22 protein-coding genes are annotated in these 23765 nt (G+C 49.6%); 9 read left to right on the top strand and 13 right to left on the bottom strand.

All coding sequences use genetic code 11. The features are described 5' to 3' along the window. Positions 1 to 32 precede the first annotated feature (32 nt). The 4 genes from M977_RS20950 to M977_RS20935 all read right to left on the bottom strand — a co-directional run bounded on the left by M977_RS20950 (position 33) and on the right by M977_RS20935 (position 3777). On the bottom strand, positions 33 to 833 hold the full coding sequence (locus M977_RS20950; RefSeq protein WP_064518688.1) for a transglutaminase family protein: 801 nt from the start codon (positions 831 to 833) through the stop codon (positions 33 to 35). Beyond that, positions 830 to 1759: an alpha-E domain-containing protein gene (locus tag M977_RS20945; RefSeq protein ID WP_064518687.1), complete on the bottom strand. Its 930-nt coding sequence runs from the start codon at positions 1757 to 1759 to the stop codon at positions 830 to 832. The genes M977_RS20950 and M977_RS20945 overlap by 4 nt, the downstream gene beginning before the upstream one ends. Next, positions 1753 to 3192 (bottom strand): circularly permuted type 2 ATP-grasp protein, encoded by a 1440-nt coding sequence (locus tag M977_RS20940; RefSeq protein ID WP_064518686.1) that lies wholly within the window; start codon positions 3190 to 3192, stop codon positions 1753 to 1755. The genes M977_RS20945 and M977_RS20940 overlap by 7 nt, the downstream gene beginning before the upstream one ends. Positions 3193 to 3348: 156 nt before the next feature. Then, positions 3349 to 3777: a multidrug/biocide efflux PACE transporter gene (locus M977_RS20935; protein WP_064518685.1), complete on the bottom strand. Its 429-nt coding sequence runs from the start codon at positions 3775 to 3777 to the stop codon at positions 3349 to 3351. 99 nt (positions 3778 to 3876) lie between these two features. Here M977_RS20935 and M977_RS20930 point away from each other — a divergent pair, with 99 nt between their 5' ends. Beyond that, a complete protein-coding gene (locus M977_RS20930) occupies positions 3877 to 4740 on the top strand; it encodes a LysR family transcriptional regulator (protein WP_064518684.1) in 864 nt (287 codons plus the stop codon). Between the two features lie 33 nt (positions 4741 to 4773). Here the strand turns inward: M977_RS20930 and M977_RS20925 are convergent, their stop codons facing one another. Beyond that, on the bottom strand, positions 4774 to 6738 hold the full coding sequence (locus M977_RS20925; RefSeq protein WP_064518683.1) for a peptidase U32 family protein: 1965 nt from the start codon (positions 6736 to 6738) through the stop codon (positions 4774 to 4776). Between the two features lie 256 nt (positions 6739 to 6994). Between M977_RS20925 and M977_RS20920 the strand changes: the two genes are divergently transcribed. Then, positions 6995 to 8947 carry a putative bifunctional diguanylate cyclase/phosphodiesterase gene (locus M977_RS20920; protein ID WP_064518682.1) on the top strand — a complete coding sequence of 651 codons (1953 nt, stop codon included), beginning with the start codon at positions 6995 to 6997 and terminating at the stop codon, positions 8945 to 8947. Positions 8948 to 9110: 163 nt separating this feature from the next. After that, entirely contained in the window at positions 9111 to 10277 is a 1167-nt protein-coding gene (locus M977_RS20915; RefSeq protein ID WP_064518681.1) for a benzoate/H(+) symporter BenE family transporter, read from the top strand. Here M977_RS20915 and M977_RS20910 read toward each other — a convergent pair. Then, positions 10257 to 11129 carry an AraC family transcriptional regulator gene (locus M977_RS20910; RefSeq protein WP_064518680.1) on the bottom strand — a complete coding sequence of 291 codons (873 nt, stop codon included), beginning with the start codon at positions 11127 to 11129 and terminating at the stop codon, positions 10257 to 10259. The two genes, M977_RS20915 and M977_RS20910, sit on opposite strands and share 21 nt — an antisense overlap. A gap of 179 nt (positions 11130 to 11308) precedes the next feature. Here M977_RS20910 and M977_RS20905 point away from each other — a divergent pair, with 179 nt between their 5' ends. Next, positions 11309 to 12214, top strand: coding sequence for a DMT family transporter (locus M977_RS20905; RefSeq protein ID WP_064518679.1), 906 nt, complete (start codon positions 11309 to 11311; stop codon positions 12212 to 12214). Between the two features lie 46 nt (positions 12215 to 12260). On the opposite strand, the gene M977_RS20900 is transcribed toward M977_RS20905, so the two are convergent. Further along, the gene (locus M977_RS20900) at positions 12261 to 12923 is read right to left on the bottom strand and encodes a DUF3313 domain-containing protein (protein WP_064518678.1); all 663 of its coding nucleotides are present in this window, start codon (positions 12921 to 12923) and stop codon (positions 12261 to 12263) included. A gap of 200 nt (positions 12924 to 13123) precedes the next feature. Here M977_RS20900 and M977_RS20895 point away from each other — a divergent pair, with 200 nt between their 5' ends. Next, positions 13124 to 13516: a hypothetical protein gene (locus tag M977_RS20895; protein WP_064518677.1), complete on the top strand. Its 393-nt coding sequence runs from the start codon at positions 13124 to 13126 to the stop codon at positions 13514 to 13516. On the opposite strand, the gene tehB is transcribed toward M977_RS20895, so the two are convergent. Continuing rightward, a complete protein-coding gene (tehB, locus tag M977_RS20890) occupies positions 13513 to 14100 on the bottom strand; it encodes a tellurite resistance methyltransferase TehB (RefSeq protein WP_064518676.1) in 588 nt (195 codons plus the stop codon). The two genes, M977_RS20895 and tehB, sit on opposite strands and share 4 nt — an antisense overlap. 1 nt (position 14101) lies before the next feature. Next, the gene (tehA, locus tag M977_RS20885; RefSeq protein WP_064518675.1) at positions 14102 to 15091 is read right to left on the bottom strand and encodes a dicarboxylate transporter/tellurite-resistance protein TehA; all 990 of its coding nucleotides are present in this window, start codon (positions 15089 to 15091) and stop codon (positions 14102 to 14104) included. Positions 15092 to 15202: 111 nt separating this feature from the next. On the opposite strand from tehA, the gene ydcK reads away from it, so the two are divergent. Beyond that, positions 15203 to 16135, top strand: coding sequence for a YdcK family protein (gene ydcK / locus M977_RS20880; RefSeq protein ID WP_342446879.1), 933 nt, complete (start codon positions 15203 to 15205; stop codon positions 16133 to 16135). A gap of 11 nt (positions 16136 to 16146) precedes the next feature. Here ydcK and rimL read toward each other — a convergent pair whose 3' ends face one another. Then, complete coding sequence (gene rimL / locus M977_RS20875; RefSeq protein ID WP_064518673.1) at positions 16147 to 16701, bottom strand: 50S ribosomal protein L7/L12-serine acetyltransferase; 555 nt, start codon at positions 16699 to 16701, stop codon at positions 16147 to 16149. A gap of 176 nt (positions 16702 to 16877) precedes the next feature. Here rimL and hpxO point away from each other — a divergent pair, with 176 nt between their 5' ends. Beyond that, on the top strand, positions 16878 to 18035 hold the full coding sequence (hpxO, locus tag M977_RS20870) for an FAD-dependent urate hydroxylase HpxO (protein ID WP_064518672.1): 1158 nt from the start codon (positions 16878 to 16880) through the stop codon (positions 18033 to 18035). A 145-nt stretch (positions 18036 to 18180) separates the two neighbouring features. Then, a complete protein-coding gene (locus M977_RS20865) occupies positions 18181 to 18543 on the top strand; it encodes a type II toxin-antitoxin system HicB family antitoxin (protein WP_064518704.1) in 363 nt (120 codons plus the stop codon). A 73-nt stretch (positions 18544 to 18616) separates the two neighbouring features. Here M977_RS20865 and M977_RS20860 read toward each other — a convergent pair whose 3' ends face one another. From M977_RS20860 to M977_RS20850, 3 genes are all read right to left on the bottom strand, one after another. Beyond that, positions 18617 to 20272, bottom strand: a complete 1656-nt coding sequence (locus M977_RS20860; protein ID WP_064518671.1) for a glucan biosynthesis protein D — start codon at positions 20270 to 20272, stop codon at positions 18617 to 18619. A 232-nt stretch (positions 20273 to 20504) separates the two neighbouring features. After that, complete coding sequence (locus M977_RS20855) at positions 20505 to 21281, bottom strand: transporter substrate-binding domain-containing protein (protein WP_064518670.1); 777 nt, start codon at positions 21279 to 21281, stop codon at positions 20505 to 20507. Between the two features lie 12 nt (positions 21282 to 21293). Further along, positions 21294 to 22463, bottom strand: a complete 1170-nt coding sequence (locus M977_RS20850; protein ID WP_064518669.1) for a pyridoxal phosphate-dependent aminotransferase — start codon at positions 22461 to 22463, stop codon at positions 21294 to 21296. Positions 22464 to 22583: 120 nt separating this feature from the next. On the opposite strand from M977_RS20850, the gene M977_RS20845 reads away from it, so the two are divergent. After that, complete coding sequence (locus tag M977_RS20845) at positions 22584 to 23444, top strand: LysR substrate-binding domain-containing protein (RefSeq protein ID WP_064518668.1); 861 nt, start codon at positions 22584 to 22586, stop codon at positions 23442 to 23444. Positions 23445 to 23765 lie beyond the last annotated feature (321 nt).

Raw genomic sequence — 23765 nt, 5'->3', positions numbered from 1 at the left:
AGAGGATTAGGATGAAGGCGAACATTTTAAAATCACTGTGCACTTTGCATACGCTGCACCGCGGCAATCGTCTCCATGCCTTCATCACCTCCGCCAAGACGCACACCACGCACCGGGCAGGCATCCAGATAATCAAAACCGACAGCCAGCTTCAAATGGTGGCAGGTATTGCGCGTATTGTTGGTGATATCAAAAGTGTGCCAGCGCCCTTCGATGAGCGTTTCAACCCATGCGTGGGTCGCAACATGAGCGCTGTCTGGGGTATAGAGATAGCCGCTAACATAACGCGCCGGAAGTCCGAGGCTACGACAGCAGGCCACAAATACATGTGCGTGATCCTGACAAACGCCAACCCCTGCGTCGAAGACTTGGGCTGCGGTATCTTTCACATTCGTGCCTCCCGGCGTGTACGGCATCCGTTCCAGCACATCCCCCATCATTACCGTCAGGCTATCGAGTGGCGAACCGCCCTGCCAGTACTCCCTGGCAAACGCCAGAATGGCACTATCTGGTTGCGTTAATGGCGTATGACGCAGCCATACCAGTGGTGAAAGAGCCTCGCGCGTTCCATCATCCATCACTTCATCTTCTGCAATTTCCACAACACCAGTGGCTTTAATGCTGATTGACTGATGCGGGCGGTCAAGCGTGAGTACATGAAGAATATTGCCGAAGGCATCTGTGGTTTGCACTGCTTCTTCCGGCAGCGCCAATTGCCATGAAATGATGCGCTGATGTTCAGACTCCTGCGGCGTGAGGCGCAAATATTGAGTACTGTGCTTCACTTGCTGCTCGTAGCTGTAGAGTGTGCTGTGCTCAATCGTCAGTCTCATTGTGCCTCCAGATAGGTATATTGGATACTTTCGGAAATCGCATTCACCTGGCTTAAAAAACCTGTCAGCCAGTGTTGCAGCCCCGTGTCGAAAACATCCTCCAGCGTGCTAAAACGCAGTTCAGCATGCAGAACATGCGCCAGGCGACGTGGAGCATTAGCGCTATGCCCGCCAATCAGTTCCAGTTGATTCACCACTTCCTCAATGCAGGAACGTAATGAACGCGGGCTTTCGCTACGCAAAATCAGCAGGTCAGCCACCATTTCGCGCACCAGTTGCTGCTTATAGATACTGTGGTATGCCTCTCGTGCACTCACGGCACGCAGCAGGGTGTCCATGCGGTAGTGTTCGCGCACCGCGTCAGGGTCGTTATCCAACAATTGATTTTTGACGCCGAGCAAACGTGCAGTACTGTCAGCCCGCTCCAGCAAGGTACCCAGACGAATAAATGACATCGCATCATTGCGCAGCAACGTGCCAAACATCGCGCCGCGAAACAGATGCGAACGTTCTTTCACCCAGTCGAAAAAATCATCGGCATTACTGCTGTTGACTCCTTCTTTACGCAGCCGCTTCATTTCTATCCATGCGGTATTGATGCTTTCCCATACCTCAGAAGAGAGGCTGCCACGCACCGCATGAGCGTTTTCCCAGGCCGACTGCAGGCAACTATAGATGCTGCTCGGGTTACGGGTATCAAGTGCAAAGTAGTCGAAAATACCGGGCATAGTGAGTTGCTGGTAATACTCCCAGTAAGCCGCCCCGCTGCCGGTTAAATTCAGCGGCACCTGCAAATCCTGATGCCCGGTTTCACGAAATGGCATCATCGAAAGGCGGTTAGTCACGTCTAATACCCGTGCGATATTCTCAGCGCGTTCCAGATAACGCGCCATCCAATAGAGTTCGCTGGCTGTGCGGCTTAACATGATGTGTCATCCTCCAGAACCCAAGTGTCTTTGGTGCCACCGCCTTGTGATGAGTTAACTACCAGCGAGCCTTTTTTCAGCGCTACACGTGTTAGCCCACCAGCGATAAGGCGCGTTTCTGCGCCGTAGAGAGCAAAAGGTCGTAAGTCGATATGCCGTGGTGCCAGACCCTCGTCAACAAACGTCGGGCAGGTTGAAAGCGCCAGGGTGTCCTGAGCGATGTAGTTTTGGGGGCGCGCTTTTAATACCGAGCGGAAGGCTTCAATTTCAGCTTTGCTGGCCGCTGGGCCAATCAACATGCCATAGCCGCCTGCGCCATGGACCTCTTTAACCACCATTTGATCAAGGCGTGAAAGCACATAGCCCAGTTGGTCAGGATGGCGGCATTGCCATGTTGGCACATTATTGAGAATAGGCTCTTCGGAGAGATAGAAGCGAATCATCGCGGGCACGTAGGGATAAATGGATTTGTCATCAGCAACGCCGGTTCCGATGGCGTTCGCCAGCACCACACCACCTGTGCGGTACACCGAGAGCAGGCCGGGTACGCCGAGCATAGAGTCCGGGCGGAAGGCCAATGGATCGAGGAAGGCGTCATCTACACGACGATAAATCACATCGACTTTGCATGGCCCAAGCGTGGTGCGCATAAACACCGCGCCTTCTTTGACGAATAAATCAGCGCTTTCAACCAGTTCAACGCCCATCTGCTGCGCAAGGAAGCTGTGTTCAAAATAGGCGCTGTTAAAGCGGCCTGGCGTAAGAACCACTACCGTTGGGTCGTTAACTGGCGAGCTTTCACGCAGAGTTTGCAGCAAATGTGAGGGGTAGCGCTCGACCGGACGAATGCGCTGCTGGGCAAATAATTCCGGATATAACCGCATCATCATTTTGCGGTTTTCCAGCATGTACGAGACACCCGACGGAGTGCGTAAGTTATCTTCGAGCACGTAATATTGCCCATCGCCACCGCGTACCATATCCACGCCAATGATGTGCGCGTAGATATCGCGGTGCAGATTTATTCCCTGCATACAGGGCTGGTATTGGTCATTCGCCAACACTTGCTCCGCCGGAATTACACCTGCTTTGAGGATATTTTGATCGTGATAGATGTCGTGCAAAAAGAGATTTAGCGCCTGCACGCGTTGGCGGATACCGGCATCGAGCATCGCCCATTCCGTGGCGGGAATGATGCGCGGCACGCTATCAAAAGGAATTAAACGCTCGGCACCATCTTCATCGCCATAGACATTAAAAGTAATCCCCACACGGTGAAAAAGTAACGCGGCTTCTTGTTTCTTGCGCATCACCGCTGAGCTGTCTGCCTGCTGCAACCAATTCCAGTAATTCCCATAATGGCCACGATGATGGCCATCGAGAGCAAACATTTCATCAAAAAATGACGCAACACCAGGGTCCATATTGATCATAATTCCTCACTTCATGTCGTGTGGAGATAACATGTTTAAGCAGGAAATATGCCAGGCCATTTTTGGTGCATTTCAGGGGGGATTTGTCTGTTTTTGAGGCAAAAACAGTCGCTCAGAAAAAGAACGCACCATGGCGGTGCGTTCTGTTGTTTATCGTTACGCCTGGCACTGTGTCCAGCGAGCACGCAGAGTGTCGTACACCCAGTTATAAATTACGGTATACGGCAGGAAGAACAGGAAGAAACCGATCTCGACCATAAACGCCTGCAGTAGAGAAATATCCAGCATCCAAGCCGCCAGCGGCAGGCCAATCAGGATAAAGCCCCCTTCAAAGCCCAGCGCGTGAGCGACGCGCAGTGGCAAGCGGCGTTTTTGCCCCATCGGGAAGATTTTATCGAACCCGGCGTTATAAATGATGTTCCACACCATGGCGACGGTCGAAAGCATTACTGCCAGCGCACCCATCTGAAACAGTGGCTTATCCATAATCCACGCGGCCAATGGCGCACAAATCGCAATTGCGATGACTTCAAAACCCACCGCATGCAGGATGCGTTCGGCAAATGTTCTCTTTTGAGACTGCATAACTAACTCCAGACGAAATAAAAGCAAAATGGCTCTGCGTATTATTATCGCTATTACTGATAGAATTAAGTTAGTAGCCATCGAGAAAAGCGATACATAATGAATTACTCCCCTGAATCCCTCGAAGCGTTTTTACATGCGGTTGAAACGGGGTCGTTTTCTGCGGCGGCGCGTAAGCTAAAGAAAAGCCAGTCGACGATAAGCAGTGCGATTGCAAATCTCGAGGCCGACCTGGGCGTGACCTTATTTGATCGTCAGAGCCGTCAACCCGTATTGACTGACCAGGGAAAACACGTTTTGCCCTATATCCAGTCAATACTTGCGGCAAGCGAAAGGCTCAATGAAGTCTCGGTACGCCTTGCAGGCAACGTTGAGCCGCGTCTGAGTTTTGTGCTCTCTGATGTCTGGCAAACTTCACACCAAGAATCGATTCTCCAGCGTTTTTCACAGCGCTTTCCCGATATTGAATTCGAGTGTCTGATTGCTGAGGATGAAGACGTTATCGACCTGATACAAATTGGCCGTGCGCATGTGGGTGTGTTGCGGGTACAGCCACGTTACCCGGTGGATGTAACGGTGGCTCGTTTACAGGTCGGTGCGGAGATGGCGATTTTTATTCACCGCCAGCATGAGTTGGCCCGTCTGCCTGCGGTTGAAATGGATATGCTACAGACTGTACGCCAGCTCTGTTTGAGCACCTTTACCGATCCGACTCGCAATAAAAGCGGTGGCCCAATGTGGTCATCACCATCGTTATTGATGCTATTGGAAATGGCCGAGCAAGGTTTTGGCTGGGGGATTTTGCCGCGCTGGCTGGTAGAGCAATTTGGTCACGGGATCTTGCAGGAGTTACCCATTGCGGGTTGGCCCCAGCGCATTGATGTGGATGTTTTGTGGTCAAATAAAACGCCGCCAGGCACTGCGGGAAGATGGATGATTGATCAGTTGCGGGCACAGAATTAAAAGAGAGGGCATTGGATGCCCTCTCTCTATGGCTTACTTATTGCGCTTCGGCATTGTCTTCAGCAATTCATCCGGGCTGATAGATGCCACAACATCGCTGCCTGGTAATGGCATCTTGAGGATGTGATTCTTCATCTTACCGATAACGTGCATCTCACACGGTTTACAATCAAATTTCAGCGTCAGCACTTCATCCTGATGCACCAACTGCATTGGCGTGGCTTTCCAGCTTTTTACTGAACCTTTCGCCTGTTTCGGGCACAAGTTAAACGCAAAACGCAGACAGTGTTTAGTGATCATTACCGGTACTTCACCCTTTTCTTCGTGGGCTTCATAAGCGGCATCAATCAGTTTCACGCCATAACGCTGATAAAACTCACGCGCTTTATGGTTGTAAACATTGGCGAGGAACGTCAGATGCTCATCTGGATAGACCGGTGGCGGAACGCTAACAGCTTTACGGGTGCCGCGCTGATACTGTTGCAGGCGCGCATCGGTCAGCTCGTCGATAGCTTCACGGCGCAGTTGATTCAACTGGCTGTTTGGCACGAACAATGGAGCGGGAAGATTCAACTCTACTTTTCGCGCCTGGTACATGGTTTGACCCAGTTTTGTCAGGCCATCGCGCAGGTTCGAGTACGCTTTTTCCGGGTTGTTCGCCACTTCGAACTGCCCTTCCAGCGTTTTAGTTACACTGACTCCATCTTCACTGGTGAGGGTTAAAATCAGCTGTTCTTCCCAACCACCTAGCTCCAAATCCACCGCAATACGGCGTTCGCTGGAGGTCTTCGTCAACGCCTGCTGCCAGTTATGGTCAAGGTTACGGTTGAGTGGATGGTTCGGGCGGACATTTTTCAGTGTTTCCGGCATCTCATTTGGCCAGACGCGATACTGATTTTTACCGGTTTTCTCCACCGTATTAGCGCGGAAGCCAACGATATCGCGCTTGATCAACACGTTCAGACCATCACCATTGGTCAGTGTGTCGGTTACGCTAACATCCAGGAAGTCTTTACCCACCTTCAGGACCTCACCTACCGGTAAGCCGATATATTTTGGTGAATCAAAAGCGCCGATATCGATTTTGCGCTCATTGACGAAGTAATCGGTGCTGCCGCGGTGGAAGGTTTTATCCGGTGACGGAATAAAGAAATGCGAAGTCTTGCCGGCGGAGGCACGAACCAAATCGGTGCGCTGCTCCATTAATTCATCCAGCAACTGGCGATAATAAGCGGTGATGTTTTTCACATAGCTCATATCTTTGTAGCGCCCTTCAATTTTGAAGGAACGCACGCCAGCATCTACCAATGCAGCAAGGTTGGCGCTTTGATCGTTATCTTTCATCGACAACAGATGTTTTTCATAGGCCACTACGCGGCCCTGATCGTCTTTCAGTGTGTACGGCAAACGGCAAGCCTGGGAGCAATCACCACGGTTTGCGCTGCGCCCGGTCTGAGCGTGGGAGATATTACATTGCCCTGAATAGGCCACACATAGCGCACCGTGAATAAAGAACTCAATCGTGGCATCAACATTTTCATGAATTGCACGAATTTGATTGAGGTTCAACTCACGGGCCAGAACGATTTGCGAGAATCCTGCATCAGACAGGAATTTTGCTTTTTCTACACTGCGAATATCGCACTGGGTACTGGCGTGGATTTCAATCGGGGGCAAATCCATTTCCAGCACGCCCATGTCTTGCACAATCAGCGCATCAACACCCACCTGATACAGGTCGTGGATCATACGACGTGCAGGTTCCAGTTCGTTGTCATGCAGGATGGTGTTGAGCGTAACAAAAATCTTCGCCCCATAACGGTGAGCAAACGGCACCAGCTCAGCAAGATCTTGCAGGCTGTTGCCGGCATTATGGCGAGCGCCAAAGCCAGGCCCACCGATGTAGACCGCATCCGCACCATGCAAAATGGCTTCGCGGGCGATGGATGTGTCACGGGCTGGGCTGAGTAATTCAAGATGATTGGCGTGCAGGCGCATAGTGGGTCTGTTTCTATGTTATGGGCGAAAGGCGGGTATTGTAGTCAGATTGGCCGCGTAAGCATATACCCGTCATACTTCAAGTCGTATGAAACGGCGCGACAACATTGGCTAGTAATAATGCTGGCGGCTGCTAAAGACGGTGTATTACAAAATGTTTTAACTTATACTTCCAGAAGGAATAATTACAAAGAGTAATCATATTAGCCCTATTAAAGTGGGCGCTAGTTAAATGACTCAATTAAGATGATTAGAAATGACCATAAACACAGAACATTCAAGGCTTTATAAGTCAGAAGGCGTTAAGTTGTTATACAACAACTCATTACCAGGCATTCTGATTACTTTTATTGCGTCTACCACTCTTGCCTTCACTTTTATCGACAATAATAATTTCCACGCCAAAATCACCTGGTGGCTGATCATGGCCCTGGTGCTGGCTATTCGCGTCATTGATACCCATATGTGGATAAAAAGTGACGCCGAATGTAAAGGTCGGAAGGACTGGGTGGTGCGCTTTTCAATAGGCTGCTTAATAACGGCTATGTTGTGGAGCGTCTATGCGGTCACTTTCTACCCGCAATTTACCATTGAAGAACTTAGCTCTACGAATGTGATACTTGCCGCGATGGCTGGGGGAGCCACAAGTATCCTCTCAGCAAGCTTTCTGCTATCCGCGCTTTATAACATTATTATTTTAATGCCGATGTCCATATTGCTGCTGCTGCAGCCAGAACAATATAAAATTAACCTCGGTGGGCTGGGCGTCTGTTTTACTTTAATCATGATTATCGCTTCTGCACGTTCAGCCAATTATATTAAAGAAGCTATCTTGTTGCGTTACCGAAACAAAAAACTTGTTTCCAGCATGGAAGAGACCATCCGAGAAAGAACGCAGGAAGTGTATGTTATATCCAATATAGACTCCCTCACGGGTCTGTATAACCGCACTGCATTTTTGTCGGCGGTAGAAGGCATTGAGCGCGAATTTGAGCAGAACCATATTGCGGGCTTCTCCATTTTCTTTATCGACCTCGATGGTTTTAAAAATATTAATGACACGCTAGGCCACAATGTCGGCGACAAAGTACTCATTGCATTAAGTACCCGACTTAAAAGCTTTATCGGTGACGGTAACTTTATGTGCCGTTGGGGTGGTGATGAATTTATTCTGTTGGTTAAGGAAAGTTCTCATGACATTACCAGTGAGCTTGCTGAGAATATCATCGCCAGCCTCTCCCTACCGATCCGTCTTGATGACCAAACTATTGCCCTGAATGCAACAATCGGTATTTCAGTTTGTCCTGAGCATGACTCTTCCATCACGCGACTGATTCAGCTTGCGGATATCGCCATGTATTCGCAAAAAGGCAAATATCCTGAACGTTTTGCTTTCTATAATCTCGAACTAGAACACAACCTGCGCCGCAAGATGACTCTCAACGAAGCACTAAAAGGTGCACTTGAGCGTGATGAGTTCCGTCTTGTGTATCAACCGATTGTCGACGCAACCGGCCAAATAGTCAGTTTTGAAGCCTTAATGCGCTGGCGTTATCAGGAGCAGGAGATCTCTCCAGTTGAATTTATCCCATTAATGGAACAAAGCGGCCGCATTGTTCAGGTGGGAGGTTGGGTACTGGAAGAGGCCTGTAAAACACTGGCGCAAATGCATAAAACAAATGCTCAAATCTGCATGTGCGTGAATATCTCACTGATTCAGTTTTATGACAAAGGGTTCGTCAATAACGTCAACCGGGTTATCGAACGCTATGCAATACCAGGGCATTTACTGCATCTGGAAGTCACTGAATCGCTCTTCCAGTCTGAACAGATGATGGTTAATGAGAAGGTCTGTCAGTTACAACAATGTGGCGTGAAATTCTCAGTAGATGATTTTGGGACGGGCTATTCAAGTTTGTCAGTCATCCAGAATATGAATATTGATTACATCAAAATTGACCGCTCGTTTATTCAGCATATTGAACACAAAGGCCTATCTATTGTTCAGGCGATGATGAATATGTCCAGAAGCCTCAACTTCAGTGTTATCGCCGAAGGCGTGGAGACGGAAAAACAGCGCCAGTTACTTGAGCAATGTGGCATTCCTTATATGCAGGGTTACTATTTCTCACGACCACTGGAACGCCCAAATGCGTTGGCTTATACCAACAAGGCCGTAGAACAAGAATCCTGTAACGAACACGCATAAGACGTTTAATTGCTCTCTCCCCGGAGAGCAATCCCCCCTATTCTTGCCCTTGCCAAATATTTCGCATAACAATGAACTTGCAGAGTTTTCAACATCATCACGTCTGTTGTTAATGATTTGTGATGTTATAGTTCGACGACGCTAAAAACTATGAACGGAAAAAATGCGCACAATATCCATCCCCTTACCCACAATCCTGGCAGGGTTTGTTGCTGTTTTAGTTGGCTACGCCAGCTCGGCGGCAATTATCTGGCAGGCGGCGGAAGCTGCTGGTGCTAACACGCTGCAAATCGCGGGTTGGCTGACGATGCTTGGGATTGGCATGGGGGTGAGTACTCTCGTGCTAACGATTTGGTATCGCACACCCATTCTCACCGCCTGGTCCACTCCGGGTGCGGCTCTGCTCGCGACCAGTTTGCCAGGCCATTCGCTCAATGAAGCTATCGGCGTGTTTATTTTCGCCTCATTTTTAATTCTGCTGTGCGGTGTGACCGGTCTCTTCGCCCGTTTGATGCGCCTTATTCCCTCAACACTTTCCGCAGCGATGTTGGCAGGCATTCTGCTGCGCTTTGGCCTCGATGCATTTACTTCTTTGCAAGGGAATTTCTTACTCTGTGCCAGTATGTTGCTCGGCTGGCTACTGGCAAAAACTTGGGCTCCACGTTATGCCGTTGTGGTAGCAATGGTAGTTGGCCTGCTGGTTTGCATCATCAGCGGAAGCCTGCAAAGCGGTAGCGTGCCGGTCGCAATGGTTATGCCCGAATTTACCACACCACATTTTTCACTATCGAGCCTGTTGGGCATCGGTATCCCTTTCTTCCTGGTGACTATGGCGTCACAAAACGCACCAGGCGTTGCCACACTCAAAGCCTCTGGCTATGGGATTCCGGTATCGCCACTGATTGTGGTCACTGCAGCGATTGCTCTGATACTGGCACCTTTTGGCGTGTTTTCTATTTGTATTGCTGCGATCACTGCCGCAATTTGCCAGGGTTCTGAAGCGCATCCCGATCCGTCAAAACGCTGGCTTGCCGCCGCTGCGGCTGGCGTGTTTTATTTGCTTGCCGGTATTTTTGGCGGCTCCATCACCACGTTACTCACCGCACTGCCTGTCGCCTATATTCATACGCTGGCAGGCCTGGCGTTGTTGAGTACCATTGCAGGAAGCTTGTATCAGGCGTTAAACCACGAGCGTGAGCGCGATGCGGCTATCGTCACGTTTCTGGTCACTGCATCTGGCGTCAGTTTGCTGGGGATTGGTTCTGCTTTTTGGGGGTTGGTGGCTGGCGGGATATGTTACGCGTTGTTCTCATTTACCCGCCGCGCGTAGCTGTGACGGTGTTACGCCTATCGTCGCTTTAAAACGATTGCTGAAATGGCTTGCCGAGCTAAACCCGCAGGCCATAGCAATATCCGTCAGCGATAACAGGCTATTTTTCACTAATGCTTCGGCGCGTAACATGCGTCTTTGCATCACAAATTGGTGTGGTGCAAGTTGGGTTGATTGCTTAAACATGCGCGCAAAGTGAAACTCGCTGAGCCCTGCTTCTTGAGCCAGTTCGGTCAGTGTTAATGGCTCACTAAGGTGCTGTTCAATATATGCCTGGATGTTTCTCAACACCGCAGGTGCCAGGCCTCCACGCACATTAGGCAAACGCCACTGCACGTTGCTGTATGTCTGAACCAGGTGAGTCAACAGCAGTGTTGATGCCGTACTCAACATCAAGTGGTTCGCCTGCTGTTGCCAATCGCTGCTGAGTAGAAAGTGGCGATACAACTGAGTAATACGCGGGTCCTCGCTGAAGATTTTCTCATCGAGTTGAAGAGCAGCCGGGCTGCGATCCCAGATTTGCTCCGCAATATGACGCAGATGTTCATCCGTACAATACAAATGCACAAATGAAAAATGGTTGCGAATATCCCAGGTAGTTTCTCCGTCTTTTGGCATTAGACAGAATCGATCTGGCCCACCACCATTTTTCCAACCTGAATTGGTTTTTTGGTAGGTTTCATAACCTTCATTCACATACATGCTTAACGTATGGTGATCGCTGCATTGCGTCACACGGTCGAGACTGTTTGACCAGGCCGACAGTTGAATCCCGGAACCCAGTTGCACATTATCTTCCAACACGGCGTTGTGCTGGCGAAGATTTTCAAATGCGTGATACGGCTGGGTCATAACTTATTACCATCAAGGTTCGGGACTGACAGTGTATGTAGTGCCAGCACTCGTTACCAGCCATTAACAATCCACCTTGCAAAAAAAAACCGCAAGAATATGCAAGCCACGCAAGCCGGTGAAAGCATCTGCACGCGCAGATGTTGATACTCCCGCTATCGGTACAGGGAGATAACAAAATGAATGCATTGCTTTATATTTCGGTGGTGGTGATTTGGGGTACAACCTGGCTTGCAATTTACATGCAGCAAGGTGTGGTGTCGGTACCCGTTTCTATTTTCTGGCGTTTTGCCGTAGCGGCCGTCGTGATGCTGGTGGTGTTACTGGCACTTGGACGCTTGCGCCGTATCAGTTTGCGCGATCATCTGTTTTGTATGCTGCAAGGTGGCTGCGTTTTCGGCTTTAACTTTTTGTGTTTTTACCATGCCGCGGCGTATATCAGCTCGGGACTGGAGTCGGTAATATTCTCCATGGCCGTGTTGTTTAATGCGGTTAACAGCATGATTTTCTTCCGTCAGCGCCCGAGCAAAAATTTACTGCCGGCAGCGGTGCTGGGGATTGCAGGGGTTGTTGCGCTGTTCTGGCATGATTTGATCGCCACACAGCTGGCCCCTTCTCTGCTGCTGGGAATCGGTTTAAGTGCCTTGGGTACCTACGGATTTTCAATTGGCAATATGATTAGCACGCGCCACCAGCGCCGGGGACTTGAGACTCTGTCCACCAATACCTACGCGATGTTCTACGGCACTATTATTATGGGTGTGCTGGCTTTGGTTCGTGGGGATTCGTTTATGCCGGAGTTCACGCTGCGTTATCTCGGCTCGTTGTTCTACCTGGCCATATTTGGTTCAGTGATTGCCTTTGGCGCCTATTTCACCCTGGTCGGGCGTATCGGATCAGGCCCGGCGGCATACAGCACATTGCTGTTCCCGTTAGTGGCGCTGAGTCTGTCAACAATTTATGAAGGCTATGTCTGGCACAGTAATGCCATTATCGGGCTTATCATGATCCTGCTAGGCAATCTGGTGATGTTTTCAAAACCGGGGATGTTTAATGCACTGCCATGGCGCAAGCGGGCAGCATAAGAGGTAAAAAAAGGGAGCTTAGCTCCCTTTTCCGTGTCATAGCGCGTTATTTAACTTCGAACATGGATGCGTCTGTCGCCATGTCATCAATCACTGATTTCAGCGAGTCTACGGTAATCGGTGCGCTTTCATTGCTTACCGTTTTACCTTCACCTTTACGTACTACTTTCATTACGACTTTGTTGGTTGAGGAGTCAATTAGCTCCCCCTCAAAATAGAGGTTTGTTTCCATCGTACGGTGGCCTGTTGCTGCTTGAGTACCCGCAACAATCATTGCCACTGGAATCACTTCATAGAATTGTAAACCTTGTTTACTGCTGTCTACGCCCGTAATTGCACCATGGAAAATCAAAGTACGCGGACCAGGCTTACTGACCAGTTGGATGCGCTTCTCGGCACTCGCTTTCAACTGTTGATTGGAGTAAGCAAGGATTTTATCCAGTGTCTGAGCACCCAGTTGGGTGTTTGGTTTCGGCACTGGGTAGTAAGTCAACGGATTGAAGATAAGTTTGTCGTAGTTGCTGCTTTTAAAGCTTGGATCAACCCAACGTAAAATGGTTTTTCCAGATGGAGATGTTGTTTCCTGAAGACTGGAATAATCTTTTAAAAAACCAGAATACTTCTCAGGAGCGGTAACAGACGAGGAACAGCCGGCCAAGGCTAGCAGGCCTGTCAGGCAGGCGGCTTTAACACAAAAAGAAGTGCGCATATTTTATCCCTGTAAATTGCATGTAAGCCTTTCAGTTATAGCAAAAAATTGGGATTGCGCATGAAGTTATAAATGCTATTCCCCCAAACTCAGATAACAATCGCGAAAGTTCTTTTTAACATGCTCATTATTTAGCTCGAATTACACATTTTTTCGTATATAAGATAGCCTTACATACAATAAACAAATATGGAGTAACCATGATTCCACATCTGCGTATTGCTCGTCCGGTGACCGATCTTGCTCAAAGCAAAGAGATGTACTGTCTGGGATTGGGTTTGCAAGAACTCGGGGATTTTAGCGAGCACGACGGTTTTAGCGGCGTGATGTTGGGTCGTGATGAGTTAAGCTGGCATCTTGAATTTACTGTTTGCCACCGCCACCCGGTTGAACCCGCCGCAACGGTTGATGACCTCTTAGTGCTGTACTATCCGGATAACGCTCAATGGCAAAAAACCTGCCAGCAAATGCTGAATGCAGGTTTTGTAACCATTAACAGTTTTAATCCGTACTGGGATATCGCCGGGCGCACCTTTGTTGATAACGATGGTTATCGCATCGTGCTGCAAAACCGTGCCTGGCCTACAGCTTAGGCTTTTCGTGCCAGCATAGTGGCGAATCGCAATTTGATACGGTTACCTTCCGCGTCGGTTTTATGTAATTCACCGACATCTTCGTTGTATTTCAGCAATTCCCAACCCGCGTAATAATGACTCAACTCAGCTTCAGTAAAAGCAAATGGGAAGCCGACGGTGCAAGGGAAATCTTCGGTGTCCATCGCAGCAACAATCAGGTTGTAACCACCAACTTTGGTGCAACGCTGCATGTTGGCGATAAGCCCTGGAATGGTGTTACGCTCCAGGAACATCATTACTACGGTTGAAAGAATGAAGTCATACTCGCCGTCAAAATGTAATGTGTTGAGATCGACCACGTCTGCAGTGATATTTTTCAGCCCTTCCGCTTCAATAATTTTATTCAGGTTGCTGATGCTCATCGGGTTTTTATCCCACGCTGTTACATCAAACCCCTTTTGATTCAGATAAAGACTGTTACGACCGCTACCGCAACCGAGATCTAATGTTTTCCCAGGCGGGACAACCGTTACCGCATTCACCACGTCAGAATGGGTGCGAGTTAAGCCATATTTCTCGGTGAAGTAATTCTCAGAAAACATCTTAGTTTGTCCTTTTTGCAGGCCGTTCGACACGCAGCAGTAATTTACCCTGATAAAGCAGGATAACCGTGCGCACCAGCAGCAGGCCAATAATGAAATTAGTGAAGATAAATAGCGGCACAGCGAGTGCGGTAAAAAGCCCGTCGTTACTCCCCATGCCCAGATGAAGGGCCGTGGCAGCAAGTGCTGAAATACCGAACGAGAAGCTCCAGAACGAGGCATTAAATGGCTGCATCAAATACCACGGCATCAGGCGCAACATAAACAGTAATTGCAGCAACCCGTAGCCAAACAGCATTTTGGCAAAGAAGTCAGGTTGCCCACCGTTAACACTCAAATAAGCGTTGCAAGCAACCAGCGCAGGTGCGAGTTGAATGCCAAGTGAAGTTCGCGTCGGCTCCGGGAGTTCACCAGCGCTGCGTAAACGATGCAAAATCGCCGGTTCCAGGCTTAACCAGGAAAATACGCCCGCACCAAAAAACAAAATACCGAGGTCATGGAAACCAAGCGCACCACAAGCCATCGCGCTGATAAAATTATTGGCAACTGTTGGCAAATAGAGTCCCGGCGTAGTGTCGGTATGCGGGTGGCTGCCACGCCATAACCCGGCACTTTGCCATGCGGCGTATACCAATTGCACTATTGCCCCAAAAGCAAACATGCCCACGGCTAACGGACGAAGATAAGGCGCGATGGCAATCGAAACTAATATGGTTGTCGCCGGAAACAGGCTCACAAAACTGCCCTTCAACGGGTGGCGGACTTCATCTAAAACGGTTTGCGGATATTTCACCAGGCGCACGATAAAAGCCAGCGCCAGAGCGAGCCAGATAGCAATCGCCAGGCTCTCAAACGCCTCACCAATTACCGATGATACTGGCCAAATCGTGGCAGCGTAGCGCCAGGCAAAACCCATTCCGATGGTCCCAAGAACCATACCAAAATACCCAGCCGGGAGATTAAGCATGGTTCGCGTTACTGATTTATTCATTTCGTTTAAAACTTAAAATGTATTTTAGATGCATTTTATGTGATTGCACCGAAGAACGCCATCTGAGGATTTACCTGCTAAGTTTTAAACAGAAAGAAAACTAAGGCGAAGATGATGAACAAGTATCAGTTAACGGGCGACTCGCAACTACATGATTATCTGGTCGATGGCAAAAAACAGCAGGTCAAACTCTGGCAAGTCGTGGCCCTGTGCGATTTCAGCGACATCAAAGCCGGGCAACTGGGTGGCTGGATTGAAAACGAAGATAATCTTAGCCAGCTCGGGAATTGCTGGATTTATGGCGGCGAGTGCATGGTATACGGCGGCTCAAGTGTTAACGATGATGCGCAAGTTCATGGCAGTTCCACCCTTTGCCACCGGGCCCATATCAGCGGGAAAAGCATCGTTAAAGAATCATTGATTAGCGGTGAATGCCGTATTTACGATGCCGCGCGCATTGTTAACGGCAGCAAGGTGATTGCGGTTCGTGGACTGACCGCCGACAACGATAAAGTGCTGCAAATTTATGGCAACGCTACGGTAAACGCATCGCGCGTGGTTCATCAGGCACAGATCTTTGGTAACGCGGTGGTGAACAACGCCTTTATTGAACACCGCGCTGAAGTGTTCGGGCAGGCAATTCTCGAAGGCAATGACGAGAACAATATCTGGATCTGCGACTGCGCCCGAGTGTTCGACAACGCGCGTATTATCGCAGGGCGTGGTGATGACCAGATTCCAACCATTCGCTATTCCTCGCAGGTCTACGGCAATGCGCTTATTGAGGGCGACTGCGTGCTAAAACACCAGGTGCATATCTTCGATGATGCAACACTCATTGGCGGCCCTATCCAATTAGATAACCAGGTGCAGATTTACGGCCAGGCGCGAATCACCGGTAATGTTCTGATAGAGAACAATGTGCAAATTTACGATAAAGCAGCGGTTGATGGCCTGGACGGTGAGCTCATTCATATACGAGGCATTAAGGATATTAACGGTGAGCAGCGAGTTACTCGCTCACCGTTTTATGGCGTGTTTTAAGAACCGTCGCGTTAACCAATAATCCGCGCGTAGATGTTCTGGTCATGGAACTCGCCATTTAAAAACTCAGCTTGTTTCAGGCGCCCTTCAAGCAGGAAGCCATTACGCAACGCCACCTGATTACTGGCGACATTACTGACAATGCATTTGATCACAAAACGGCGGGCCAGGCCTTCACGGGCGTACTTGTGAATGACCGCGTCTAAAGCTCGCGAAATAATCCCCGACCCCAGGACATCTTTATCCAGCCAATAACCGATATAGGCGGTTTTATTGGTCGGCTCTATCTGGTTAAACGAGAACACCCCTACCATTTTTTCATCCTGGAAAATCAGGAACATTTTCGCGTAGCCACGATGATGGAGGATATAGTTGCCCTGCGCCATTTTGCGCGAGTCCTCAACCGACAACACGAACCTCGGCCAGTCCATCGCTGTTTGTAGCCAGGCTTTGTTCTTTTGTACCAAAGCAAAAATCTCATCCACATACCGCTCATTGATTGAATGAAGTGTTATGTGGTCATCAATATTAATCACGTCGTCTTGCCAATTCTCAGAATCGCGCACGCACCCTCTCCTTCTTTTTATCTGTGGAAAATAATGGTGCAGAAAAATAGATTGCACCACAGAAGATCCCCACCAATGCACAAATCAGTTTAACGCACGTCTCGCGCCAGTGCTGGGCTGCTTCACATGCTGGTATAGATATTGCTTAACATCTTTGTAACCCAAAGGAGACTTAGATGAAAGCGATCATAATTGGCGGCGGCATTGGTGGACTCTCGGCGGCAATTGCCCTGAAAAGATGTGGCATTACAACGGAAGTCTATGAAGCGGTCAAAGAAATCAAACCGGTTGGTGCGGCAATTTCGATTTGGCCAAATGGCGTGAAGTGCCTCAACTGGCTCGGCATGAAAGAGCAGCTCCAGCAATTGGGCGGCCCGATGGAATATATGGCCTACAAAGAATTTGTCCACGGCCAAACCCTGACACGTTTTAGTCTTGATCCTTTAATTCAAAGTGTTGGCGAGCGCCCCTATCCGGTGGCTCGCGCGGAACTGCAAGACATGCTGATTGATAATTACGGGCGTGCGGATATTCAGTTTGGCAAGCGCGTAGCGCGTATCGAAGAGTTTGACGGTGGCGTGCGGGCATATTTTGAAGATGGTCATGTTGCAGTAGGTGATGTGTTAATCGCCGCCGATGGCACCCATTCGGTGATCCGCCCCTATGTGCTCGGCCACCAGACAGAGCGCCGCTATGCCGGTTACGTTAATTGGAATGGTCTGGTCGATATTGATGAATCTATTGCACCTGCCAACCAGTGGACGACATTTGTCGGCGAAGGCAAACGTGTGTCGCTGATGCCTGTTGCGGGCAATCGTTTTTACTTCTTCTTTGATGTGCCATTAGAAAAAGGACTGCCGGAAGATCGCAGCACGGTAAAAACCGATTTAACCCGTTATTTTTCTGGTTGGGCAGATCCGGTGCAAAAGTTGATTTCCACAATTAACCCCGACACCACTAATCGCATAGAAATTCATGATATTGAACCATTTATGCAATTGGTTCGCGGGCGAGTTGCACTGCTTGGCGACTCAGGCCACAGCACCACGCCAGACATCGGCCAGGGCGGATGCGCTGCCATGGAAGACGCCGTTGTACTGGCCGTCGCGCTGCAAACCAACTCTCTCGGTGTAGAAGATGCATTGCTACGCTATCAGGAGAAACGCGCGTATCGCGTAAAAGACCTGGTGCTCAAGGCGCGCAAACGCTGCGATGTGACCCACGGTAAAGATATGAACATCACTCATAGCTGGTATGAAGAACTAAAAAGCGAAACCGGTGAGCGCGTATTGTCGGGCATGCGCGAAACGATTCTCGGTGGGCCGCTGGAGTAGCGTTGCACAATCTTTCATTCAAATCCTGAAGGATGTTCCAGAAATGACGTCAGAAATTGACGTCATTTTTTTATATGCCAGCATGACTTCATAAATTGACTTCACGGAAGGGTTCATGGGCTATGGCAAGTATTGGAGTAACACCATGACGGATTCACATTCAATTCCAAATACAATGGTGATTGGCGGCCAACCGGCGTTAATCACTTGGGTTCCTGAAATCAGCCTGTTTCGCGGCAAATTTCTCGGGCTTTCAGGCTACTGCGATTTTGTGGCAGGTAGCGCTAAGGGCTTGATGCAGGAAGGTGAGATTTCGCTGAAAGCGTATCTAGCGGATTGCAAAGAAAGCGGCATTGAGCCGTATGAGCGCGAAGAGAAGATCAAAACCTTTACTCTGCGCTACCCCGAGTCATTTGGCGAACGCCTGGCGATTGCCGCCGCCGAACAGCGCATGTCGGTAAATAGCTATATTGTTGAAATGCTCAGCAAGCAGATGAAACTAAAGTGAATCTGTCGGATGACTCTGCACTTATCCGACCTACAAAAGATAAAGCCCCGTATTTATAACGGGGCTTAAGCTATTACTTCATCACGCGGTCATCAACGTATTTGCGTTTATCCGGTGCTGGTGGGAAGTAATGATACAGCCAGGTTTCACTGATGGCATCACCCTGGCAGCGCAAGAACATTCGCATATCTACCGGGTCGGTAGAGTCATCTGTTGGATACCAGTCAAACAGAATACGATAGCCGTCGAATGGCTCGACATACAAAATCTCAATCTGTCTGGCTTCGCCGTTAGACAGCGTGATAACCGGCTCGATACCTTTCGGTGCCGCAGCTTTCAAATCACCACCGATAAAATCAATGGCGAAACGGCGTGACCATTTTTCAGGGAAATGCTCGCCAGGTGCCCAACCTTCCGGGAAACTGCCCATACCGGTGCGGGTCGCGTAAACTCGCGCCAGCGGCGACTGAATAGGCGGCAAACCGCTCCAGTACAGACGGTATTTGAATTCCAGCTCATCACCGGCTTTCACCGGTTTCTCCGGCTGCCAGAAGCAGACGATGTTATCAAGCGTTTCCCCCGTAGTCGGGATCTCCATCAGCCCAATCGCGCCTTTACCCCACTTATTGAGCGGCTCAACCCACAGACTTGGGCGCTTGTTATACCAGCCCATGATGTCCTGGTAATTTGCAAACTCGTGGTCGAGTTGCAGCAAACCGAAGCCTTTCGGGTTGTTATCGAGATAAGCGTTGAACTGCAACTTCTGTGGGTTATTGAGCGGACGCGTTACCCATTCGCCGTTTCCACGCCACATAGCCAGGCGATCGGAGTCATGAATTTGCGGGTGAATGGTGTCGCACATACGGCGTTCGTTAGTGCCGCAGGCAAACATACTGGTCATCGGCGCGATGCCCAATTGCTTAATATCTTCACGAGCATACAGGTGATTATCGACATCCATCACCACGCGCTCAGCTTCACAACTGATTGTAAATTTGTACGCCCCGGTGACACTTGCGCTATCTAACAATGCGTAGACCACAAACTTCGTGTCACCCGCTTTCGCGGTTTCAAACCAGAAAGAGGTAAAGTCCGGGAACTCTTCCAGCTGATCGGTATAGGTGTTTACCGCAAGGCCACGCGCTGAAAGCCCATATTGGTATGTATTATCGACCGCACGGAAATAGCTCGCACCGAGGAAAGAAACCACGTCACGGCGCGCCAGTTCTGGTGCTTTAAATGCTTTAAAACCGGCAAAACCAAGATCAATCTGGCCTTCGAGTTGTTTGGTATCAACACCTGCGTCGTTGTAGTTAAACAGCTCAGGACGGAAGTGAATTTCACGTGCCTGATGGCTGGATGCATCTACGGAGAACATGCGTACACGGCGGCGGAAGCCCATACCAACGTGGAAGAACTGCACATCAAGTTGGCGGTTTTCGATGTTGTTCCACAGCGAGTGTTCAGCATCATACTGAATCGCGTTGTAAGCCTGTGGAGTTAAGTTTGCCAGTGTGTCCGGCAACGGACGCGGTTTGCCAACCCACGGTTTCTTCGACAAATCATGGGCCATTGACTGGAGCACAGAAAAATCGAATGCGGTGGTGCGACCATCGGCAATTTCAGACTCTGCCGCGTAAGCTGCACGCGAGAAGAGCGTGGCAATTGAAGTTGTGCCGCTGACAGCGGCGAGAGCCATTGAGGCTTTGATAAAACGTCTGCGGTTCATGCCTGAAAAATTGTCCTTCATTGTCGATGTGTTTCGCCCCCACAAGAGGCAGAACAGCGGCAAAATCTAGACCGCACACTCTAGACAAAAATCACTGAAAAACCAATCGGAGACACAGACCTTTACGCAAAATTTGCGGGGTGGGGTTTGTAGGGTGGATAAGCGAATGCGCCATCCTCCATTTACACAGGCAGTGTCGGATGTCGCTACGCTAATCCGACCTGGAGAACACTTATTTGACGGCTACATCGATACCAGGGAAATACTTCTTGGCAAGTGCGGTAATCGTGCCATCAGCACGTACTTTATCGATAGCGGCATCAAGCTGTTTTTTGGTCGCTTCATCGCCTTTACGCAACCCGTAGCCAATACCGCTACCCAGAATCGTATCGTCGCTTACCGGCTTGCCGATAAAGCCAAAACCTTTGCCCTGCGGCTTGCTTAAGAAGCCTGCCTGACCTGCTGCTGACATCACCAAAGACGCATCAATACGGCCATTGAGCAAATCGCCCCACGCCATATTTTGGTCTTTATAAGAAACCACTGTTACGCCTTCTTTTTCCCAGTGTTCTTTCGCATAAGTTTCCTGAATGGATCCTTGCAGAACGCCGATAGTTTTACCTTTCAGTCCAGCAGGCGTTGCTTCCATACCGCTGTCGGCTTTGCCCACCAACTGTGATGGAATTCGGTAAATTGGCTGGGTAAAGTCGATACTTTTACGGCGCTGCTCGGTGATATTCATTGCGGAGTTAATTGCATCGAATTTCTTCGCCATCAGCCCTGGAATCAGCGCATCAAAAGACGTTTCAACCCATGAACATTTCAGGCTCGCCGCTTTACAAATCGCGTTGCCTAAGTCGATATCAAACCCTTCCAGCTCGCCCGCCGAGTTACGGCTTTCAAACGGTGGATACTCCGCTTCCACGCCGTAGCGCAGTTCGGTTGCTGCGAATGCCGAGAATGACGCACACATCCCAACCAACAAACTTAACGCATAAACTTTTTTCATTATGACCTCGTATCAGCGTGGCTTAACCTGGCAAAGTGCTTGAGCACCCGCACGTAACGTAGCTTCATCTTTTGCAAATGACAAACGAATCAACTTGTTGTCTGTTCCGTCGGTATAAAACGCGGAGAGCGGAATGGTCGCGACGCCATATTGAGTAATTAAACGTTTTACTAATTCGCTGTCTGATTCATCAGTGAAATGATCGAATTTCGCCAGCAGGAAGAAAGACCCGGCGCTCGGCAGCAATTTAAACGGAGACTCAGCCAGCAGTGTCTGCATTAAATCGCGTTTGCGTTGGTAGAACGCCGCCAGCGACAGGTAGGTATCTGGGTTCGCCATATATTCAGCAAAGGCATATTGCATAGGAGTATCGGCAGAGAACATCAAAAACTGATGCACTTTGCAGATTTCAGTCATTAATTCTGCCGGAGCCAGGCAATAGCCCACACGCCAACCGGTCACGTGGAAGGTTTTGCCGAATGACGAAACGATAACGCTGCGTTCAGCCAGTGCCGGATGTGTTGCCATGCCGTGATGGCGCTCACCGTCAAAGACGATGTGTTCGTAGACTTCATCGGACAAAATAATGATGTCGGTATTACGCGTCAGCTCCACCAGCATTTCCAGATCATGTGCGCTAAACACCTGCCCGCTTGGGTTGTGTGGTGTATTTACGATGATCATACGGGTACGAGGCGTAATAGCCGCGCGTACTTCATCCCAGTTGACGGTGAAATCGGGCAACACCAGTTTCAGCGCTACGGGTGTTGCACCTTGTAGGCGAACAATGGGCGCGTAGCTATCAAAAGAAGGTTCGAAGTAAATGACTTCATCACCAGGATGCACTAACCCGCTGATGGCGGAATAAAGCCCTTCGCTGGCGCTGGCAGTCACTAAGATTTCATCGTCGACGTCATACGTTGAACCGTAAATCGTAGCGACCTTTTCTGCGATCAGGGTTTTTAACGGCCTGAAACCGGTCATAGATGCGTATTGGTTATGGTTATCCTGCATCGCTTTGGTAACACCGGCTATCAGCTTTGGGTCAGGCGAAAAGTTTGGAGCACCCTGAGAAAGGTTAATGGCGTTGTGTTGCGCCGAGAGTTGGCCAATAACAGTAAAAATGGTGGTTCCAACATCCGGTAATTTTGAACGAAATTGCACCGGGGTTTGCATAGTCATGGCCTCTCCTGTTAAAACGCGATTTGCATAACTATTCAATATGCAACAGGTTGCTACCACAACCGAATTGTTGTCATAATAGCCATGCAAAAAACTCATAGCTCAGCGGAGAGCAATCGAATGCGGCGCAATTTCCCCCTGAATACTGTTGATGCTTTCCTGGTGACAGCCAAACATCTGAATCTGACTCGCGCGGCAAAAGAACTCTGTCTGACACAAGGTGCCGTCAGCCGCAAAATCTCCACGCTTGAGGAATGGCTCGGCTATGCGCTCTTCGATCGTCATGCCCGCGGGCTGCATCTCACACCGCAAGGCTCTGCGCTGTTGCCGGAATTGCAGCAATCTTTTGAGCACTTGCTGAATGTCGCCAGTAATGCCTGCCATAAATCCAGTGTGATCCGCCTGAAAGCCCCGACCTGCGCTATGCGCTGGCTGGTGCCAAAACTTGTACAACTGGAAATTGCATCGCCAGAGATTCAGGTTGCGTTAACCACCACCGTTGAACACGGCGTGAATTTCAAAAACGAACCTTTTGATGCAGCGATTATTTTTGGCAAGCCTTCCACAACGGGTGCATTGCTGTTTGAGGAGCGGCTTACGCCCGTGATCAGCCAGCATTTATTGCCTGAAAACGCTTTAACACCTGAAGATTTGAGTCGTTATACATTTCTTCATCCGACGCGCGATCGCACCGACTGGTCGTTGTGGTTTGGGCAAAACGTCCCTAACCCGCCTGCTATGAATAAAAATCAACACTTCGATACTATGGACCTGGCTATCAGCGCCGCGATTCAGGGGTTTGGCATTGCGATAGCCGATGCCACACTGGTGGCAGAGGATTTGCATCGTGGAAGGCTGGTGCAGCCTTTCACGGGGAGCGTGAAGACAGGGGCGTGTTATTGTCTGGCGCTGCGGCCAGGGGAGGAAAGCCATGCGGGGATTGAGGCGTTTAAGCGGGGGTTGCTGGCAGTAAGTGAATAGGGATTTCTATGCGAGTTAGCGTACGGTTCCGTTCACTAAACGTTCATTGATCCCTGTACTTACCGAAACGGTGAACGTATCAAGGGTGCTACCGCAGCACCCTTAATAATCCCGGCTCCCGGCGATCACAACCTCTCGCCGTTCCTGACGGCTCGACCCGGCCTTACAGTCAAAATGGAGGCGATTTATGCCGGACTCAAAGGTCAAAATCAAAAGCGAAGGTCAAAGTCTAAAGCCGAACCGGTTTTGACCTTGTTCCCGGTATAAATTGCCCCAGCGTTACCCATAAGTCAGGGTTGAGCTGCCGGGAGCAGCGAAAGT

Source organism: Buttiauxella gaviniae ATCC 51604, from assembly GCF_001654835.1.
In the GTDB taxonomy this organism is placed as follows: domain Bacteria; phylum Pseudomonadota; class Gammaproteobacteria; order Enterobacterales; family Enterobacteriaceae; genus Buttiauxella; species Buttiauxella gaviniae.
This window is presented reverse-complemented; position numbering and strand designations above follow the sequence as displayed.

Coding starts and splice junctions, on each gene's coding strand:
- tehB (WP_064518676.1), bottom strand. CDS start 14,100: ATGTTTTCTGAGAATTACTTCACCGAGAAATATGGCTTAACTCGCACC.
- M977_RS20925 (WP_064518683.1), bottom strand. CDS start 6,738: ATGCGCCTGCACGCCAATCATCTTGAATTACTCAGCCCAGCCCGTGAC.
- M977_RS20930 (WP_064518684.1), top strand. CDS start 3,877: ATGAATTACTCCCCTGAATCCCTCGAAGCGTTTTTACATGCGGTTGAA.
- M977_RS20860 (WP_064518671.1), bottom strand. CDS start 20,272: ATGAACCGCAGACGTTTTATCAAAGCCTCAATGGCTCTCGCCGCTGTC.
- M977_RS20920 (WP_064518682.1), top strand. CDS start 6,995: ATGACCATAAACACAGAACATTCAAGGCTTTATAAGTCAGAAGGCGTT.
- ydcK (WP_342446879.1), top strand. CDS start 15,203: ATGATGAACAAGTATCAGTTAACGGGCGACTCGCAACTACATGATTAT.
- tehA (WP_064518675.1), bottom strand. CDS start 15,091: ATGAATAAATCAGTAACGCGAACCATGCTTAATCTCCCGGCTGGGTAT.
- hpxO (WP_064518672.1), top strand. CDS start 16,878: ATGAAAGCGATCATAATTGGCGGCGGCATTGGTGGACTCTCGGCGGCA.
- M977_RS20895 (WP_064518677.1), top strand. CDS start 13,124: ATGATTCCACATCTGCGTATTGCTCGTCCGGTGACCGATCTTGCTCAA.
- M977_RS20935 (WP_064518685.1), bottom strand. CDS start 3,777: ATGCAGTCTCAAAAGAGAACATTTGCCGAACGCATCCTGCATGCGGTG.
- M977_RS20855 (WP_064518670.1), bottom strand. CDS start 21,281: ATGAAAAAAGTTTATGCGTTAAGTTTGTTGGTTGGGATGTGTGCGTCA.
- M977_RS20940 (WP_064518686.1), bottom strand. CDS start 3,192: ATGATCAATATGGACCCTGGTGTTGCGTCATTTTTTGATGAAATGTTT.
- M977_RS20850 (WP_064518669.1), bottom strand. CDS start 22,463: ATGACTATGCAAACCCCGGTGCAATTTCGTTCAAAATTACCGGATGTT.
- M977_RS20950 (WP_064518688.1), bottom strand. CDS start 833: ATGAGACTGACGATTGAGCACAGCACACTCTACAGCTACGAGCAGCAA.
- M977_RS20845 (WP_064518668.1), top strand. CDS start 22,584: ATGCGGCGCAATTTCCCCCTGAATACTGTTGATGCTTTCCTGGTGACA.
- M977_RS20905 (WP_064518679.1), top strand. CDS start 11,309: ATGAATGCATTGCTTTATATTTCGGTGGTGGTGATTTGGGGTACAACC.
- M977_RS20865 (WP_064518704.1), top strand. CDS start 18,181: ATGACGGATTCACATTCAATTCCAAATACAATGGTGATTGGCGGCCAA.
- M977_RS20915 (WP_064518681.1), top strand. CDS start 9,111: ATGCGCACAATATCCATCCCCTTACCCACAATCCTGGCAGGGTTTGTT.
- M977_RS20945 (WP_064518687.1), bottom strand. CDS start 1,759: ATGTTAAGCCGCACAGCCAGCGAACTCTATTGGATGGCGCGTTATCTG.
- M977_RS20900 (WP_064518678.1), bottom strand. CDS start 12,923: ATGCGCACTTCTTTTTGTGTTAAAGCCGCCTGCCTGACAGGCCTGCTA.
- M977_RS20910 (WP_064518680.1), bottom strand. CDS start 11,129: ATGACCCAGCCGTATCACGCATTTGAAAATCTTCGCCAGCACAACGCC.